Raw genomic sequence first — 16,458 nt, 5'->3', positions numbered from 1 at the left:
CGGACACCGGATGGCCCGGCACCGCCGCGAGCCCCGCCACCGCCGCACGGGGGTGGCGGGGCTCGCCGTGGTCCTGGCCCTGTGGTGCACGGGGGACGGCCCCGCACCGGGAACGACGACGGAACACGGCTCGATCGCGGAGCACGGCTCGGTCGCGGAGCACCTCGTGCCTCTCACCAGGGGCGCCCCGCCGGCACCGTCCGATCCTCCGAGCGCCCCGGCGCAGCCCCCGGCCCCTGAGCCCGCGGCCCTTCCGGCATCGGAGCCGGCGCGCCTGTCGGTCGAGCGCATCGGCCTGGACAGCGAGCTCATGCAGCTGGGACTGCGCTCCGGCCGGAGCCTGGAGGTCCCCCCGGAGGCTCCCGGGGCACCGGCCGGCTGGTACCGGCACTCGCCCACCCCGGGCGAGTGCCGGCCCGTCCGTGCTGCTGGGGCACGTCAACGCCACCGGCGGGGGCCCCGGCGTGTTCGCCGAGCTGCACCGGCTGTCCCCCGGGGACCGGATCACCGTGACGCGCCAGGACGGCTCCGCGGCGCGGTTCGCCGTGGACGCCGTCGAGCGCTATGCGAAGGACGCGTTCCCCACGCTGCGCGTCTACGGCAACACCGCCGGCCCGGAGCTGCGCCTGATCACCTGCGACGGCTACGACCCGGCGACCGGCGCGTTCGACGAGAACCTCGTGGTCCACGCCTCGCTCGTCCGGGGCTGAACGCCCCGCCGCCGCACGGGGCACCGCCGCACGGCTCCCGGACCGGACCCAGGTGCCCGGACAGCACGGCGCCCCGCGCAGCGGCCCGCCCTGGAGCGGGGCCGCGGCGCGGGGCGCCGACGGATCAGGTCGTCGGACCAGGTCGTCAGATCAGGTCGTCCGTGAGGTGGTTCGGCGTGCCGAACCGGTGCGCGGTGATGCTCACGGCCTGCTCGTGCAGGAACGGCAGCATCTCCACCCGGCCCGCCCCCGTGACGGGGTGGGCGTAGACGGCCACGTCGGGACGGGACCCGGTCGCGGCGATGAAGGCCGCACGGTCCCCGCCGATGAGGCGGACCCGACCGCCGCCGAGCTCGGCGGCGCCGGCCAGCCAGGCGGCGTCGTCCTCCACCCGCGCCTGCACGCCGCGACCGGCGAGCACGGAGCGCACCGCGGCGGGCAGCTCGAGCGCCGAGGAGACGGTGAGCTCGGCACCGGCGCGCAGGCCGGCGGCGACCACACGGAGCAGACCGGTCAGGGGCTCGCCCTCGGACAGCCGCACCGTCACGGGCAGCGGCAGGTAGCGGAAGACGTTGCGCTCCGCGTAGAGCTGCGAGACGTCCCGGGCGACCCCGAACTCCGCGGCCCAGGCGGCCTCGTCGCTGCGCAGTGCCTGCTCGAGTGCCTCGGCCTCCTCCGCCGTGACGCCGGCCCGGCCCGCACGGGCGGCGGCGAGCAGGTCGGCCACCGCAGTGTCGGCCACGGGGCGCCCGGCCCCGCGCAGCGGCGCCGGCTCCCACTCGCCCAGGCCCATGAGGTAGCTCGGGCCGCCGGCCTTGGTGCCCGGGCCGACCGCCGACTTCTTCCAGCCGCCGAAGGGCTGGCGCTGGACGATGGCGCCGGTGATCCCGCGGTTGACGTAGACGTTGCCCGCCTGGACGTTCTCCAGCCAGTAGCCGATCTCGTCGGGGTCCAGGGAGTGCAGTCCCCCGGTGAGGCCGTACTCGACCTCGTTCTGGATGGCGACGGCCTCCTCCAGGGTCTCGGCGGTCATCACCCCGAGCACGGGCCCGAAGTACTCCACCAGGTGGAACTCGGAGCCGCGCTGCACGCCGGTGCGCACACCCGGGGTCCACAGCTTGCCGGACTCGTCGAGCTGCTGCGGCTCGATCAGCCAGGACTGGCCCTCCTCGAGGGTGGTCAGGGCCTGGAGGAGCTTGCCCTCGGCGGGCTCGGTGAGCGGGCCCATCTGCGCGGCGGGGTTGGTCGGGTAGTCGACCGTGAGGGAGGTGACCGCGTCGACGAGCTGGTTGCGGAACCGGCGGGACTTCGCCACGGACCCGACGAGGATCACCAGGGAGGCCGCCGAGCACTTCTGCCCGGCGTGACCGAACGCCGAGTAGGCGACGTCCTTGGCCGCGAGGTCGAAGTCGGCGCTGGGCGTGACGATCAGGGCGTTCTTCCCCGAGGTCTCCGCCAGCAGCGGCAGGTCGGAGCGGAAGGAGCGGAACAGCTCCGCCGTCTCGTAGGCGCCGGTGAGGATGAGCCGGTCAACGGACGGGTGGGAGATCAGCTGACGGCCGAGGGCACGCTCCTCGAGGTCCACGAGGGCGAGCACGTCACGGGAGATCCCGGACGCGTCCAGGGCCTCCCAGACGGCCTCGGCGACCACGGCGCCGCAGCGCTTGGTGGGGCCGGCCGGCTTGAACACCACCGGGGACCCGGCGGCGAGGGCGGCCAGCACCGAACCGGCCGGGATGGCCACCGGGAAGTTCCATGGCGGGGTGACCACGGTCAGCCGGGACGGCACGAAGGACGCGCCGTCGACCTCGTCCAGCTCACGGGCGCGTTCTGCGTAGTAGTGGGCGAAGTCGATCGCCTCGCTGATCTCCGGGTCGGACTGGTCGAGGGTCTTGCCGGCCTCGGCGGCCGCGACCTCGAGCAGCTCGGCACGGCGGGCGGCCAGGGCCTCCCCGGCGCGGTGGAGCACCTCGGCGCGCTGGGCGCCGGTCAGCGCGGCCCAGCCGCGGCCGGCCTCGAGGGCCGCGCCGATGACGCCGTCGAGCTGCTCCTCGGTCTGCAGCGCCGCGGCGGCGACGGTCTCCACGCCGGCCCGGGAGCCGGGGACCCGGTCGAGGATCGCCCGGCCCCAGTCGCGGTTGGCGGCCACGGCCGGATCGGTGTCCGGAGTGTTCGCGAAGCCGTCGGTCGGGGCCGGCAGCTCCGGCAGACGGCGGTCCTGGACCCGGTTCGGCAGCGGCACGGTGTCGTCGAGCGCGGCGAGCGAGGCGAGGAAGCGGTTCTTCTCCCGCTCGAAGAGCTCCTCGTTGGCGGAGAGCTCGAAGACCGCGGACATGAAGTTCTCCTGGCTCGCCCCCTCCTCCAGCCGGCGGATCAGGTAGGCGATGGCCACGTCGAACTCGGCGGGGTGCACCACAGGGGTGTAGAGCAGCAGGGAGCCGACGTCGCGCTTGACCGCCTCGGCCTGGCCGGTGGCCATGCCGAGCAGCATCTCGAAGTCGATCGCGCCGGTCACGCCGCGCTCGGTGGCGAGCAGCCAGGCGAAGGCGATGTCGAAGAGGTTGTGCCCGGCCACCCCGATGCGCACGGCGTCGGCGTGCTCGGGCTGCAGCGCGTAGTTGAGCACGCGCTTGTAGTGGGTGTCCGAGTCCTGCTTGGTCCCCCAGGTCGCCAGCGGCCAGTCGTGCAGGGAGGCCTCGACCTGCTCCATGGGCAGGTTGGCGCCCTTGACCACGCGGACCTTCACGGAGGCGCCGCCGGCGGCACGGCGGGCGGTGGCCCACTCCTGCAGGCGGATCATCGCCTGCAGGGCGTCGGGCAGGTAGGTCTGCAGCACGATGCCGGCCTCGAGGTCCTTGAACCGGGGCTGGTCGAGGAGCCGGGTGAAGACCGCGAGGGTCATGTCCAGGTCCTTGTACTCCTCCATGTCCAGGTTGATGAACTTCGGGGTGGAGAACGAGGCGGCCCGCTCGTAGAGCGGGGTCAGCTTCTCGACGACTTCGGCGACGGCCTCGTCGAAGGCCCACGGGGAGTGCGGGGCGACGGTCGAGGAGACCTTGATGGAGACGTAGTCCACGTCCGGCCGGGCCAGCAGCTCGTGGGTGCCCTGCAGCCGGCGGTCGGCCTCGCGCTCGCCGAGCACCGCCTCGCCGAGCAGGTTGATGTTGAGCCGCACGTCGTCCTTGCGGATCTTGGCGATCGACTTCCCCAGCTTGGCCTCGCTGGCGTCCACGATGAGGTGCCCGACCATCTCGCGCAGCGCCTTGCGCGCGGCCGGGATCACGACCTGCGGAGCGGCCGGGGCCAGGGCCCCGCCGGTGCGCACCGCGGTGCGCAGGTACCAGGGCAGGAAGCCGGGAACCTTCGGCGCCAGCCGCGCGAGGTTGCGGGCGGCCACCTTGATGTCCTCGGGGCGGATCACGCCGTCGACGAAACCGACGGTGAAGTCCAGGCCGCTGGGATCCTTGAGCACCCCTGCCAGCTGCTCGCCCGAGGCGTCCTTGGGGAACTGCTCCGCCTCGGTGAGCCAGCGGCGGACCGTGGCCACGGCCTGCTCGGGCAGCGACGCCGGGATGGCGGCGTGGGGGAGGGTGCGTCCGATCTCGGGCCGGCCGGGGAACTGCGCTGCCTGAGGGACGGGGATCGTGGTCATGGGTGATACTCCCTGGGTTGGGCCGAAAGCACTGCGGTACGTCTACTATGCGCCCCGAAACGATTCGGATAAAGTGATGTTTTCCGCAGATGATTCATCAGCAGAACTGACCTTTGGAGGGCGACGCCGTGCTGGACGTGCGCAAGCTGCGGCTGCTGCGGGAACTCGCGCTGCGGGGCACCCTCGCGGAGGTCGCCACCGCCTTGAACTTCAGCCCCTCGGCGGTCTCCCAGCAGCTCTCGGCGCTGGAGAAGGAGGCGGGGGTGGCCCTGCTCTCCAAGGCCGGCCGGCGGGTCCAGCTCACGCCGCAGGCGGAGATCCTGGTGGCGCGCACCACCGAGCTGCTGGACGTCCTGGAGCGCACCGAGGCGGACCTGGCGGCATCGCTGAGCACGGTCACCGGCACCGTGCGGGTCGCCGTGTTCCAGTCCGCGGCGCTGGCGCTGCTGCCGGAGGTGCTGGGCACCATGCGCCGCGAGCACCCGGAGGTGCGGGTGGAGATGGTGCAGGCCGAGCCGGAGCAGGCCCTCTACGAGACCTGGACCCGCGAGTTCGACGTGGTCGTGGCGGAGCAGTACCCGAGCCACGCCGCCGCCCACCACCCGGACCTGGACCGGCGGCGGCTGATCACGGACGCCATCCGCCTGGCCGTCCCGCCCGGACCCGAGCTCGCGTCCGTCACCTCCCTGCGGGACGCCCACGAGTTCCCGTGGGTCATGGAGCCGCGGGGGTCCGCCTCGCGGCACTGGGGTGAGCAGCTGTGCCGGCGGGCGGGCTTCGAGCCCGACGTCCGGTTCTCGACGGCGGACCTGCAGGCGCAGACCCGGCTCGTGGAGTCCGGCAACGCCGTGGCGCTCATGCCGGACCTCATGTGGGCGGGCGGGGACTCGCCGTGCCGGCTGGTCGACCTGCCGTCCTCGCCCCGGCGGACGGTGTTCACCTCGATCCGCGGCTCGAGCGCGCACCGCCCGGCGATCCTCGCGCTGCGCGCCGCCCTCGAGACGGTGGCCGCCGGCCTGGCCGGGCGGATGGCCTGAGCTGCGGCCCCGGGCAACCCGGCCCCGGGACCGGCCCCGGGTCCAGGCCGTCCACGTCCTGCTGGACGCCGCGACCCGCACACCCCGGGCCCTGCTGGCGGGGTCGTCCACCGGGAGGACGTCCCAGCGTCTTCAAGGACGTCGGGCGTCCAGGCAGGTCCTCGCGGTGGCCGTGGGCGTGCTGGAGGCGGAGCCCCGAGCCGGGCGGAGCGCTACGGGCGGGCCGCGGTCCGTCCGGTGAGGGCCCCGCGCAGCCGGTCGTCCGCGATCTGCTCGAGCAGCCACGGGCTGAGCAGGAACGGCGCGGCCTCCGCCGCGGCGAACAGCTCCTCCGGGGCGATCCAGGCGACCTCCGCGACCTCCGCGGGCAGCGGCCGCGGCCGCCCGGTGGCCCGCGCCACGTAGACGGGGCAGAACTCGTTCTCCACGATCCCGGAGGCGTCCACCGCCCGGTAGCGGAAGTCGGGGAGCACCTCCGTCATCCCCGTCACCTCGAAGCCCAGCTCCTGGCCGGCCCGGCGCGCGATGGCCTCGACGAACCCCTCACCGGGGCCCGGGTGGCCGCAGAAGCTGTTGGTCCACACCCCGGGCCAGGTCTTCTTCGCGAGCGCCCGCCGGGTCAGCAGCAGCCGCCCGTCGTCGTCGAGGACGTAGCACGAGACCGCGAGGTGGAGGGGGGTGTCCGTGGTGTGCACCTCGGCCTTGGGCGCGGTCCCGATGGGTCGGTGCGCGTCGTCCAGCAGGACGACTTCTTCGGCTGACATGGGCCTCGTTCCGGTCGGCGGGCAGGTGGCGGTGCGCGTCCATTCTCGCAGGATCGGCGGCCCGGCAGCACGTGGTCCGCCGAGTGGACAACGGGGCGCGGTCGGAGCACGATCGGGAACCATGCGAAGACGCCGGCCCTCCCCCGCCCCCCTGCCGCTGCGGAACGGGGTGGACCCGGTACGGGTGCGGCTGCCGGCCGCGGAGCCCGGAGCCCCCGGGACCGTCCGCGACTACCTCCTGGGCAGGTTCCCCGCGTCCGCGCCGGAGCTCGAGGAGCTCTTCGCGGCCGGCGGGATCGTCGACGACGCCGGGCGGGCCCTCGCCCACGACGCCCCCCTCCGTCCCGGCGGCTCGGTCTGGTACCACCGCGCCCTGCCCGAGGAGCCGGAGCTGCCCGGGGACCTGCCCGTGCTGTTCGAGGACGAGTGGCTGCTGGCCGTCGACAAGCCGCACGGGCTGCCCACCACGCCGCGCGGGGGCTTCGTGGCGCAGAGCGCGCTCGTGAAGCTGCGCCGCTCCCGCGGCGAGGACCGGCTCTCCCCGCTGCACCGGCTCGACCGCGGCACCGCCGGGGTCCTGCTGCTTTCCCGGGATCCCGCCACCCGGGGCCGCTTCCAGACCCTCTTCCAGGAGCGGGCGGTGGCCAAGGAGTACGAGGCCGTGGCCCGGCACCGGCCCGGGCTGCGCCTCCCGCGCCTGGTCGAGTCCCGCATCGTCAAGGACCGCACGTCCCTGCAGGCGCGGGAGGTGCCGGGTCCCGTCAACGCCCGCACCGCGGTCGAGGGTGCCGGGCCGCCGTTCGCGGACGCGGAGGGGACGTGGGCCCGCTACACCGTCCGGCCCGAGACCGGGCGCACCCACCAGATCCGGGTGCACCTGGCCGGGCTGGGCGTGCCCGTGCGCCACGACCCCCTGTACCCGGAGGTGCGCCCGGCCGGCGCCGAGGACCCCGGCCGGCCGCTGCAGCTGCTGGCCCGCCGGGTCGCCCTCGTCCACCCGGTGACCGGCGAGCCGCTCGTGCTCGAGAGCCGCCGCGCGCTCATCACCGGGGACGCCGCGTGAACGCTGTGCGCCCGTCGTGGGCGGCGGGCCGCGTCCCGGCGCCGGACGTGGCCCGGGGGCTCATGCTCTGGGTCATCGCGGTCGCCAACGTCACGGTGTGGATCTGGGCGGCAGGCCCCACCGACGGCCCCCGGGACCGGACGCTGGGCACCGGCGCGGACACTGCCGGCTGGACGGCGGACGACGTCGTCAACATGGCCATGTCGATGCTCGTGGACGGCCGGGGCTTCCCCCTGTTCTCGTTCCTGGTGGGCTACGGTGTGGGCCAGATCGCCGCGCGGGAGGCCGCCCGCGGCACACCGCTGCCCCTGGCACGCGGGCTGCTGCTGCGGCGCTACGGGTGGCTGGTCCTCATCGGGGCCCTGCACGCATGCCTGCTCTTCCCCGGGGACATCATCACCGCCTACGCGTTCGGCGGGCTCTTCCTCGCCGTGCTGATCGCCGAGAGCACGCGCACCCTCGTGGTCCTCGCCGCCCTCGGCTCGGTGCTCATGGTCCTCTACGGCGCGGCGAGCTGGGCCGTGCGGACCCCCGGCACGCCGCCCTTCCCCAGCCTGGTGGCGGACTCCCTCCCGGAGCGGCTGGTCCTCGGTGTCGCCGAGGGGTTCGGGGTGGTGTCCTTCGCCCCGCTCCAGCTGCTGGGTCTGCTGCCCATGCTGCTGCTCGGGCTGGCCCTGAGCCGGTACCGGGTGCTCGAGGACCCCGGGTCCCGCCGCGGCCGGCTGGTGGGCACCGCCGCGGCGTGCATCGTCCTGGGGCTGGCCACGGGCACCGGCACCGGCCTCCTGACCACGGACCGGCTCGAGCCCACGCCGGCCGCCGGGTCCGTGCTCACCGGCGTGGACGCGATGACCGGGGCCGCCCAGGGGATCGGCTACGCCCTCGTGGTGGCCCTGGTCTGCGACCGGGTGCTGCGCCGCGCCCCCGGCCCCCGGACCGGGGCGGGAGTCCTCCGGGCCCGGGAGCACCCCATGCTGTGGTCGCTGCAGGCCCTCGGCCGCCGGTCGATGAGCGGCTATCTCGCGCAGTCGGTGCTGTTCACCGTGCTGCTGCCGCCGTTCGCGCTGGGCCTCGGCCGCGCCCTGACGCCCACCGCCGCGCTGCTGCTCGGCTCCGCCGTGTGGCTGGCCACACTGCTCGGCGCGGCCCTGCTGGAGCGGCGCGGCCGGCCCGGACCGGCCGAGGCCCTGCACCGGCGGCTCTTCCTGGGCCCCGCACGGGACCGCAGCGGGCCACCTCCGGCGGCGAGCGCCTAGGCTCGGGGGCAGCACATCTCCCCCGCCAGCACAGGAGCCCCCATGTCCCCGACGACCGGCGCGAACGCCGCGCACCGCACCGCGGCGGCCGAGCCCACCGCCCTTTCCGCACCCGCCGAGCACACCGATGCCGCCGCCACGGCCGGGGCACGCGCCGACAAGGCGGCCCGCTCGGTCCGGGAGCTGTTCGGCGGGCGGGCGCTGGGGGTGCCCGGCACGCTGCTCGGCGCCCCGGCGCACCCGCGCCCCACGTCCCCGAAGGCCCCGTGGCACTACTGGTGGCAGGCGCACCTGCTCGACGCGCTGGTGGACGCCGGGCTCCGGCACCTGGACGACCCCGCGCGGGCCCGGCAGTTCCGCCGGGAGGGGCACCGCCTGCTGCGGGGCATCACGCTGCGCAGCGGTGGCCGGGTGACCCACAACTCCTTCTACGACGACATGGCGTGGCTGCTGCTGGCCGTGGGCCGGCTCGCCGAACTGGACCGCGCCCTCACCGGGCGGCCGGACCTGGCGTGCCTCGACGCGGGCAGCGCCCTGCTCGCCCGGCTCGAACGGGGCCACACCGGGGACCTCGGCGGCGGCGTGTTCTGGAACACCCGCCACGACGTCAAGAACACGGCATCCTCGGCGCCGACGGCACTGGCCTTCGTGCGCACGCACCGCCGGGAGGAGGCCGCCGCGGTGCTCGGCTGGCTGCGGGCCGCTCTCTGGGACCCGGAGCGGAAGGTCTTCCACGACGGCCTGCACCTGGTCGCCGCCGGATCCGGCACCGAGGTGACGCGCCGGGACGAGAGACTGTTCAGCTACAACTCCGGGCCCGTGCTCGGCGTGCTCCTCGAGCTCGCCGACGCCCCGGGCCGGGGCGAGCAGGAACGGGCGGACCTGCTGCGCACGGCCGCGGACGTGGTGGCCGGCGCCGCGCAGGAGTACGGCCGCGAACTCGACGGGCGCCCCGCCCTGCGCACCCACGGCGGCGGGGACGGCGGCCTGTTCAGCGGGATCCTGGCCCGGTACCTCGCCGACGCCGCCCTGCACCCGGCCCTGCCCGCCGCCGAGCGCCGCACCGCGGCCGCGCTCGTGACGGGCACCGCCGACGCCCTGTGGGCGGGCCGCCGGGGGTTCGACCCGGCGGTGGACGTCAGCGCGCCCGGCAGCACGGCCCCGACGGCCACCGGCGGGACGGTGGCGATCTTCTCCCCGGACCCGGCGCGGCACGCGGACGAGTCGCAGCGCCCCGGCGCGCCGGTCGAGCTCTCCACCCAGGTGCAGGCCTGGACGGTCCTGGAGGCCGCCGCCCGGCTGGCCCGCCCGTGCGCAGGGCCCGGGGCTCCCGGCTCCGCTGAGCGCTGAACCTGCCGCCCGCGGCGGTGGCGACCGTGGCCCCGCCCGGGGTCATGGGATAGAACAGCAGTATGAACTTCCTCCGCACCCCCGATCCGAACCCCGGTTGGCTCAACGAGGACGATCTGCAGGAGGCCCGGCGCCGCCTGCCGATGGTCTACGTACAGGCCCTGCCGGTCCGGCTCGACCCGCTGGGCTACCTCTCCGAGATCGGGCTGCTGCTGCAGGCGACCCCCGAGGGCGAGATGATGTACACGTTCGTCTCCGGCCGGGTGCTGTACCGGGAGACCATCCGGGCGGCCCTGCTGCGCCACCTGGAGAAGGACCTGGGCGCCATGGCGTTCCCCCAGCTGCCGGTGTCCACCACGCCCTTCGCCGTGGCCGAGTTCTTCCCCTCGCCGTCCGAGACCGGGCTGACCGACGACCGCCAGCACGCCGTGGCACTGAGCTACATCGTGCCCGTGCGCGGGGAGTGCAGCCCCCGCCAGGACGCCCTCCAGCTGTCCTGGATGAGCCCCGAGGAGGCCCTCAGCCCCGAGGTGCAAGGGGAGTTCGCGGGAGGTCGCGGAGACCTGGTGCGCCAGGCCGTGGCCCACGCCGGCTGGGGCCGCTGAGGGGCGCCACCGGAGCCCGCCCCGCGTCGCCGCGGTGTCCGTCCCGCGGTGACGCGGCGTCCGGCGGCCGCGCACGCGGTCAGCCGCACCCGGGCCGTGGCGCACAATGGACGGGTGCCCGCACCCGACGAGACCCTGCGCTCCCCCGCCGCCCGCTCCGACTTCGGCTTCGAGGTGGAGCACCGCCTGGCCGAGACCGCCACGATCCCCGGCGCGCGTGCCGAGGCCAACGGCGGCCCGTTCCTGGGCCGCACCGGGACGATCTCCACCCCGCACGGGACGATCCGGACCCCCGCCTTCGTGCCCGTCGGCACCGCCGCCACCGTCAAGGCCGTGCTGCCCGAGTCCATGGCGGAGCTCGGCGCCCAGGCGCTGCTCGCCAACGCCTACCACCTCTATCTCCAGCCCGGCGCGGACGTCCTCGACGCCGCGGGCGGGCTCGGCGCGTTCATGAACTGGCCCGGCCCCACCTTCACCGACTCCGGCGGCTTCCAGGTCATGTCCCTGGGCTCGGGGTTCCGGAAGGTCATCGACATGTCCACGGTCGCGGCCTCGGCGGCGGGCGACGACGACGTCGCGACCGGCAAGGAGCGCATGGCGCGGGTGGACGACGACGGGGTCACGTTCACGTCCCACATCAACGGGGACGTCCACCGCTTCACCCCGGAGATCTCGATGCAGGTGCAGCACCGGCTGGGCGCGGACATCATGTTCGCGTTCGACGAGCTGACCACGCTGCACAACTCCCGCGGCTACCAGGAGACGTCCCTCGAGCGGACCCGCCGGTGGGCGCGGCGGTGCCTCGCCGAGCACGCCCGGCTCACCGAGGAGCGCGCCGACCGGCCCTACCAGGCGCTGTTCGGGGTGATCCAGGGCGCCCAGTACGAGGACCTGCGCCGCCGGGCGTGCCGGGACCTGGGCGCGATGGACTTCGACGGGTTCGGGATCGGCGGGGCCCTGGAGAAGGAGAACCTCGGCACGATCGTGCGCTGGTGCAACGAGGAGCTGCCCGAGGACCGGCCCCGGCACCTGCTGGGGATCTCGGAGCCGGACGACGTCTTCACCGCCCTCGAGAACGGCGCCGACACCTTCGACTGCGTCTCTCCCACCCGGGTGGCCCGCACCGGCACCGTCTACGCCCCGGACGGCCGCTTCACGGTCAGCAACGCCCGCTTCCGCACGGACCTCTCCCCGATCGACGACGACTGCGACTGCTACACGTGCGCCCACTACACCCGGGCGTACCTGCACCACCTGTTCAAGGCCAAGGAGCGCCTGTCCGCGACGCTCACGTCGATCCACAACGAACGGTTCGTGGTGCGCATGGTGGACGGCGCCCGCGAATCCATGGCCGACGGAACCTACTTCGAGTACCGGGACGAGGTCCTGGGCCGCTACTACGCGGGCCGGTCCTGAGCCGACCCGTCCGCCCCGGGGTGCTCGTGGATCACGAGCACCGGGCACTTCGCGTGGGAGACGCACGCGGAGCTGACCGAGCCCAGCAGCAGCCCGCGGAACCCGCCGTGGCCCCGGCGCCCGACGACGAGCATCGTGGCGTCCTCGCTCTCGCGCACCAGCACCTTCGACGGATGGCCGAACTCCACAGCGGTGCTGAGCCCGGCCGGCACGTCGTCGCCGAACGCTTCCCGGACGGCGTCGTCCACCCGCTTGCGGGTGATCTCGTCGAAGTTGTCGCTGCCCAGGGGGACGTACCCGGCGTACTCGGGCGGGTACTCCCACGCCGCGACCGCCCTGATGCCCGCGCCGAGGGACGGCGCCATCCGCGCCGCCCAGCGCAGCGCCTCCACGGACTGCGGGGAGCCATCCACCCCGACGACGATCGCTGCTGCGGTTCCGTTGCTCATGCCAGGTCCTTTGCTCGCGTGACCACACTGACGTGATCAGTATCACAGAGCAGGCGCGCCCCGCGCACCGTTGCGCGAGCATGTCGAGGCGGCGCCGACGACCCGCGACCCCGACCCGCGTCCCCGACCCCGCGACCCCGGCCCTGCGACCCCGGCCCGGACGGGTCCTCAGCCGGCGGGCCCGGCGCCCTGCGCCTGCCCGAAGCCCTCCGCCCGCCCGGAGTCCCCCGCCTGCCCGGCGGCGACCACCTCCTCGGGGAGCACGAGCACCGGGCACGGGGCGTGGGCGACGCACGCGGAGCTCGTCGACCCCATCAGCAGCCCCTTGAAGCCGCCGTGGCCCCGGCGTCCCACGACCAGCATCTCGGCTCCCTCGCAGTGGTGGATCAGCACCTTGGACGGGTGGCCGAACTCCACGACGGTGCTGAGACCCGCCGGCACGTCCTCGCCGAACGCCTCCCGGACCGCCCGGTCCACCCGCTGCCGGGCCAGGTCGTCGAAGTGGTCGTCCTTGAAGTGCACGAAGTTGACGTACTCGGGCGGGTTCTCCCACGCCCCGACCGCCTTGACGCTGGCCCCGTAGGCCGGCGCGAGACGCGCGCCCCAGCGCAGCGCCTCCACGGACTGGGGGGATCCGTCGACCCCGACGACGACGACTGCTTCCGCTGCGTTCTCCATGGCCGGTCCTCCACTGTGCTGACGACGGTGCTGACGACAGTGCTGTGCGGCCAGTATCCCAGAGCCCGGGGAGCCGCGCTCAGAGATGCGACAGGATGACCGAGCTCCGCGTGTGATTGACCCCCTTCCACTCCCTGATCCGGACCATGACGTCCTCGAGGTGGGTGGTGTTCTCCGCACGGATGAGGAAGATCCCGTCCGCCTCGCCGGTGACCGTGTACGCGGCGGTCACCTCGGGAATGTCGGCGACCATCGTGCGCATCATCGACGGCGACAGACCGCCGTCGCAGTGCAGCTCCACGAAGGCCTGGATGTTCCACCCCAGGACCGACTCGTCGATCTCCGCGGTGAAGCGCTTGATGGCGCCCGTCTGCTGCAGGACGTCGACCCGCCGCTTCACCGCCGGAGCCGAGAGACCCACCCGGTTCCCGATCGCGGCGTAGCTGCGACGACTGTCCTGCATGAGCGACGCAATAATTTGTTGGTCGATATCGTCTAGACGCAACGTTGTGCCCCTCCAAAGGCTATAGTACAACTGGATGGCTCACTATCCGCCCGATAGACTTTAGATGTCAACCGAGGCGCCGCTCTCCTGCGGACCACCGGCTCTTCGCGCCTCGGGCCCCGCCTCCTCGCACCGCCCACAGAAAGCTCGATGTTCCCATGGCTCTCCTCTTTCTCCTCGGCCTCCCCGCCCTCCTCTTCACCGCCATCGGCCGGGCCGCCGCCCCCTCCCGCAGCGCCTCCGCGGGCAGTGTCCTGCGCACCGCCGGCAGCGACCTGGCACGCGGCCTGCGCGTCTGCGCCATGACCGCCCCGCAGCACCTGGCCGGTGGGTCCGGCACCGGCCGCTGAGCCGGCCCCACCGCTGACGCCGCCCCGGCCCCACCGGCGGCCCGGTCCCCTCGCGACGAGACGTCGTTGCGAGGAGGCCGGGCCGCTCCGGGTTAACACTGCGTTGCCACGGCAAGATCCCTCTTTCGCCGACAAGCGTGTCTGTTGCCAAGCGGCTGTCCACAGGGTGTAGTTAGCGAATGGAGATTCTGCAAGCGGTACCCATGACCACGGTGGCCGAGGACGTCGGGTGGCTGGCTGCCATCGACGAGGCCATCAACGCGGCGTTCGCACCCATCACCGAGGTCTTCTCGACCATCATCTTCTATCCGATCACCATCGGGGACGTCAGTTTCCCGTTCGTGGTGGCCTGGCTCATCGCGGCCGGCGTGATCTTCACCGTCTACTTCGGATTCATCCAGTTCCGTGGTCTCAAGGTGTCGTGGGACGTGGTGCGGGGCAAGTTCTCCACCAAGGACGACCCCGGTGAGGTCCCGCACTTCCAGGCGCTGACCTCCGCGCTGTCCGGCACCGTGGGACTGGGCAACATCGCCGGTGTGGGCGCCGCGATGGCCCTCGGCGGTCCGGGGGCCACGTTCTGGATGATCCTCGCCGGCCTGCTCGGCATGGCCACCAAGTTCGCGGAGTGCACCCTGGGCGTGAAGTACCGGGAGGTCCACGAGGACGGCACCGTCAGCGGCGGTCCGTTCCGGTACCTGCCCGTGGCGTACGGCAGGTTCGGCAGCGTCGTCGCCAAGATCTTCACCGGCATCTTCGCCGTCGCGATCCTCCTCTTCGGCGCAGCCGGCGGCAACATGTTCCAGGCCAACCAGACGTTCGCGCAGGCCCGCAACGTGACGGGCGGCCCCGACGGCTTCCTCGGCAGCGCCGGGGCCGCCCTCATCTTCGGGCTGATCCTCGCGACCTTCGTGGGCCTGGTCATCATCGGCGGCATCAAGTCCATCGGCGCCACCACCAGCAAGCTCGTGCCGGCCATGGCCGCCATCTACGTCACCGCGTGCCTGATCGTCATCCTCGTCAACCTCAACCAGGTGCCCGCGGCGCTCGGCTCGATCATCAACGGCGCGTTCTCCCCCGAGGGCATGGCCGGCGGCGTCCTGGGCGTCATGATCGTGGGCTTCCAGCGTGCCGCGTTCTCCAACGAGGCCGGCCTCGGCTCCGCCCCCATCGCCCACTCGGCGGTCAAGACGCGCCGCCCCGTGAGCGAGGGCTTCGTGGCGATGTTCGAGCCCTTCGTGGACACCGTGATCATCTGCACCATGACGGCCCTGGCCATCGTCATCGCCGGCGCTCCCAGCCTGCAGGCCGGCATCGACCAGGTGCAGGCCGGCGGCGGCGCGCCCGACGGCGTCATCCTCACCTCCGACGCCTTCGCCACGGTGATCCCCTGGTTCCCGATCATCCTGGCGATCGCGGTGATCCTGTTCGCGTTCTCCACCCTGATCACCTGGTTCTACTACGGCCTCAAGGCCTGGGAGTACCTCTTCGGGCGCAGCCGCACCAGCGACAACATCTTCCGCTTCATCTACCTGTTCTTCACCGTCTCCGGCTGCGTCCTGACCTTCAGCGAGGTCATCACCTTCGCCGACGCGGCCCTGTTCCTCTGCGGCTTCGTCAACCTGCTCGGCGTCTACTTCCTCCTGCCCGTCATCAAGAAGGAGATGAAGGAGTACCTCGCCGACCGCAAGAGCGGCAAGCTCCACATCCTCGGCAACGAGCCGACCGACGGGTCCACCGCGGTCCGCGACAAGGCCTAGTCCGGACGTGGCCGCGCGGCCACGCCACCCGGCCGCCCGACACGGTTCACCCCGAGCGGCGCCCGCCCGGTCCTCGCCCCCGAGGGCCGGGCGTCGTCGTGCCGGGACCGCGGAGCGGCTGCGCCTACTCGGAGCTCCCGCGACCGCCGGCCTCGGGCACGTGCTGGGACCCCCGCCGGGACCGGCGCCAGGCGAGCGCGCCCACGACCACCACGACCGCCCAGGAGGCGGCGACGGCCGCCAGGGCCGGCCACGACGGCCGCGACGTGAAGGCCCCCACGGCCGCGAAGCTCACCTGGCCCGGCATCCCGCCCAGCAGGGTGGCGCCGAGGTAGTCGCGCTGCGGGATGCGCACGAGCCCCGCACCGTAGCTGAGGGTCCAGTTGGGCACGACGGGCCGGAGCACGAGCACCGTGAGGAAGCCCTTGCCGACGAGCTTGCGCTCCACCGCCTCGACCCGGTGGCCCGCGAGCCGGTACAGGGCGTCGCGGCCGAGGAACCGCGCGAGCCAGTAGCCCAGCCAGGCGCCGGCCGTGGTGGCCACGACGCCGACCACGCTGCCCTGGGCCATGCCGAAGAGGAATCCCCCCGAGACCGCCATGATCGTCACCGGCACCGGTGTGGCCGCCACGAGGACGAACACCGCCGCGAAGACGAAGGGTCCCCACGGGCCGAAACCCTCGACGAAGGCACGGACCTGCTCCACGGTGGGCAGCTCGTGGCCGATGAGGTACCAGACGGCCACGGCCAGCAGCAGCAGGAGCGCACCGCCCTTGAGCGCGGTGACCCAGGCCGGCCGCGTGCCGGGCTCGGGGGACCCCGGCTCCCGCGCAGGTTCGGTGCTCACGTGCGCCACTGTACCGACC

The 16,458-nt window shown here is 73.7% G+C and carries 15 protein-coding genes; 9 read left to right on the top strand and 6 right to left on the bottom strand.

The features are described from left to right. Positions 1 to 422: 422 nt before the first annotated feature. The gene (locus ABD220_RS15875) at positions 423 to 710 is read left to right on the top strand and encodes a sortase domain-containing protein (RefSeq protein WP_344124213.1); all 288 of its coding nucleotides are present in this window, start codon (positions 423 to 425) and stop codon (positions 708 to 710) included. A 145-nt stretch (positions 711 to 855) separates the two neighbouring features. Here ABD220_RS15875 and ABD220_RS15870 read toward each other — a convergent pair whose 3' ends face one another. Beyond that, complete coding sequence (locus ABD220_RS15870) at positions 856 to 4,362, bottom strand: bifunctional proline dehydrogenase/L-glutamate gamma-semialdehyde dehydrogenase (RefSeq protein WP_344124211.1); 3,507 nt, start codon at positions 4,360 to 4,362, stop codon at positions 856 to 858. 128 nt (positions 4,363 to 4,490) lie between these two features. On the opposite strand from ABD220_RS15870, the gene ABD220_RS15865 reads away from it, so the two are divergent. Then, a complete protein-coding gene (locus tag ABD220_RS15865; protein WP_344124791.1) occupies positions 4,491 to 5,399 on the top strand; it encodes a LysR substrate-binding domain-containing protein in 909 nt (302 codons plus the stop codon). Positions 5,400 to 5,611: 212 nt separating this feature from the next. Here the strand turns inward: ABD220_RS15865 and idi are convergent, their stop codons facing one another. Beyond that, entirely contained in the window at positions 5,612 to 6,163 is a 552-nt protein-coding gene (idi, locus tag ABD220_RS15860; protein WP_344124209.1) for an isopentenyl-diphosphate Delta-isomerase, read from the bottom strand. 121 nt (positions 6,164 to 6,284) lie between these two features. On the opposite strand from idi, the gene ABD220_RS15855 reads away from it, so the two are divergent. The 5 genes from ABD220_RS15855 (at position 6,285) to tgt (ending at position 11,853) form a co-directional block, all read left to right on the top strand. Beyond that, positions 6,285 to 7,226, top strand: coding sequence for a pseudouridine synthase (locus tag ABD220_RS15855; protein ID WP_344124206.1), 942 nt, complete (start codon positions 6,285 to 6,287; stop codon positions 7,224 to 7,226). Then, positions 7,223 to 8,482 (top strand): DUF418 domain-containing protein, encoded by a 1,260-nt coding sequence (locus ABD220_RS15850; RefSeq protein WP_344124204.1) that lies wholly within the window; start codon positions 7,223 to 7,225, stop codon positions 8,480 to 8,482. Before ABD220_RS15855 ends, ABD220_RS15850 begins: the two co-directional genes overlap by 4 nt. A gap of 42 nt (positions 8,483 to 8,524) precedes the next feature. After that, positions 8,525 to 9,832, top strand: coding sequence for a glycoside hydrolase family 76 protein (locus ABD220_RS15845; RefSeq protein WP_344124202.1), 1,308 nt, complete (start codon positions 8,525 to 8,527; stop codon positions 9,830 to 9,832). 62 nt (positions 9,833 to 9,894) lie between these two features. Further along, a complete protein-coding gene (locus ABD220_RS15840) occupies positions 9,895 to 10,437 on the top strand; it encodes an NUDIX hydrolase family protein (protein ID WP_344124200.1) in 543 nt (180 codons plus the stop codon). A 114-nt stretch (positions 10,438 to 10,551) separates the two neighbouring features. Next, the gene (tgt, locus tag ABD220_RS15835; protein ID WP_344124198.1) at positions 10,552 to 11,853 is read left to right on the top strand and encodes a tRNA guanosine(34) transglycosylase Tgt; all 1,302 of its coding nucleotides are present in this window, start codon (positions 10,552 to 10,554) and stop codon (positions 11,851 to 11,853) included. Here tgt and ABD220_RS15830 read toward each other — a convergent pair. The 3 genes from ABD220_RS15830 to ABD220_RS15820 form a co-directional block, all read right to left on the bottom strand. Further along, complete coding sequence (locus tag ABD220_RS15830) at positions 11,835 to 12,302, bottom strand: universal stress protein (protein ID WP_344124196.1); 468 nt, start codon at positions 12,300 to 12,302, stop codon at positions 11,835 to 11,837. The genes tgt and ABD220_RS15830 overlap by 19 nt on opposite strands. Positions 12,303 to 12,470: 168 nt before the next feature. Beyond that, a complete protein-coding gene (locus ABD220_RS15825) occupies positions 12,471 to 12,980 on the bottom strand; it encodes a universal stress protein (RefSeq protein ID WP_344124194.1) in 510 nt (169 codons plus the stop codon). A gap of 79 nt (positions 12,981 to 13,059) precedes the next feature. Beyond that, complete coding sequence (locus ABD220_RS15820) at positions 13,060 to 13,485, bottom strand: Lrp/AsnC family transcriptional regulator (RefSeq protein WP_344124192.1); 426 nt, start codon at positions 13,483 to 13,485, stop codon at positions 13,060 to 13,062. Positions 13,486 to 13,643: 158 nt separating this feature from the next. Here ABD220_RS15820 and ABD220_RS15815 point away from each other — a divergent pair, with 158 nt between their 5' ends. Together ABD220_RS15815 and ABD220_RS15810 are read left to right on the top strand one after the other, a co-directional pair. After that, positions 13,644 to 13,835: a hypothetical protein gene (locus ABD220_RS15815; RefSeq protein ID WP_344124190.1), complete on the top strand. Its 192-nt coding sequence runs from the start codon at positions 13,644 to 13,646 to the stop codon at positions 13,833 to 13,835. Between the two features lie 179 nt (positions 13,836 to 14,014). Continuing rightward, positions 14,015 to 15,592 (top strand): alanine/glycine:cation symporter family protein, encoded by a 1,578-nt coding sequence (locus ABD220_RS15810; RefSeq protein WP_344124189.1) that lies wholly within the window; start codon positions 14,015 to 14,017, stop codon positions 15,590 to 15,592. Between the two features lie 124 nt (positions 15,593 to 15,716). Here the strand turns inward: ABD220_RS15810 and ABD220_RS15805 are convergent, their stop codons facing one another. Further along, positions 15,717 to 16,439: a TVP38/TMEM64 family protein gene (locus tag ABD220_RS15805; protein ID WP_344124187.1), complete on the bottom strand. Its 723-nt coding sequence runs from the start codon at positions 16,437 to 16,439 to the stop codon at positions 15,717 to 15,719. Between the last annotated feature and the right edge of the window lie 19 nt (positions 16,440 to 16,458).

Source organism: Kocuria aegyptia, from assembly GCF_039530085.1.
Taxonomy (GTDB): domain Bacteria; phylum Actinomycetota; class Actinomycetes; order Actinomycetales; family Micrococcaceae; genus Kocuria; species Kocuria aegyptia.
Note: the sequence above shows the minus strand (reverse complement) of the source record. Positions and strands in the feature narration are given on the sequence as shown.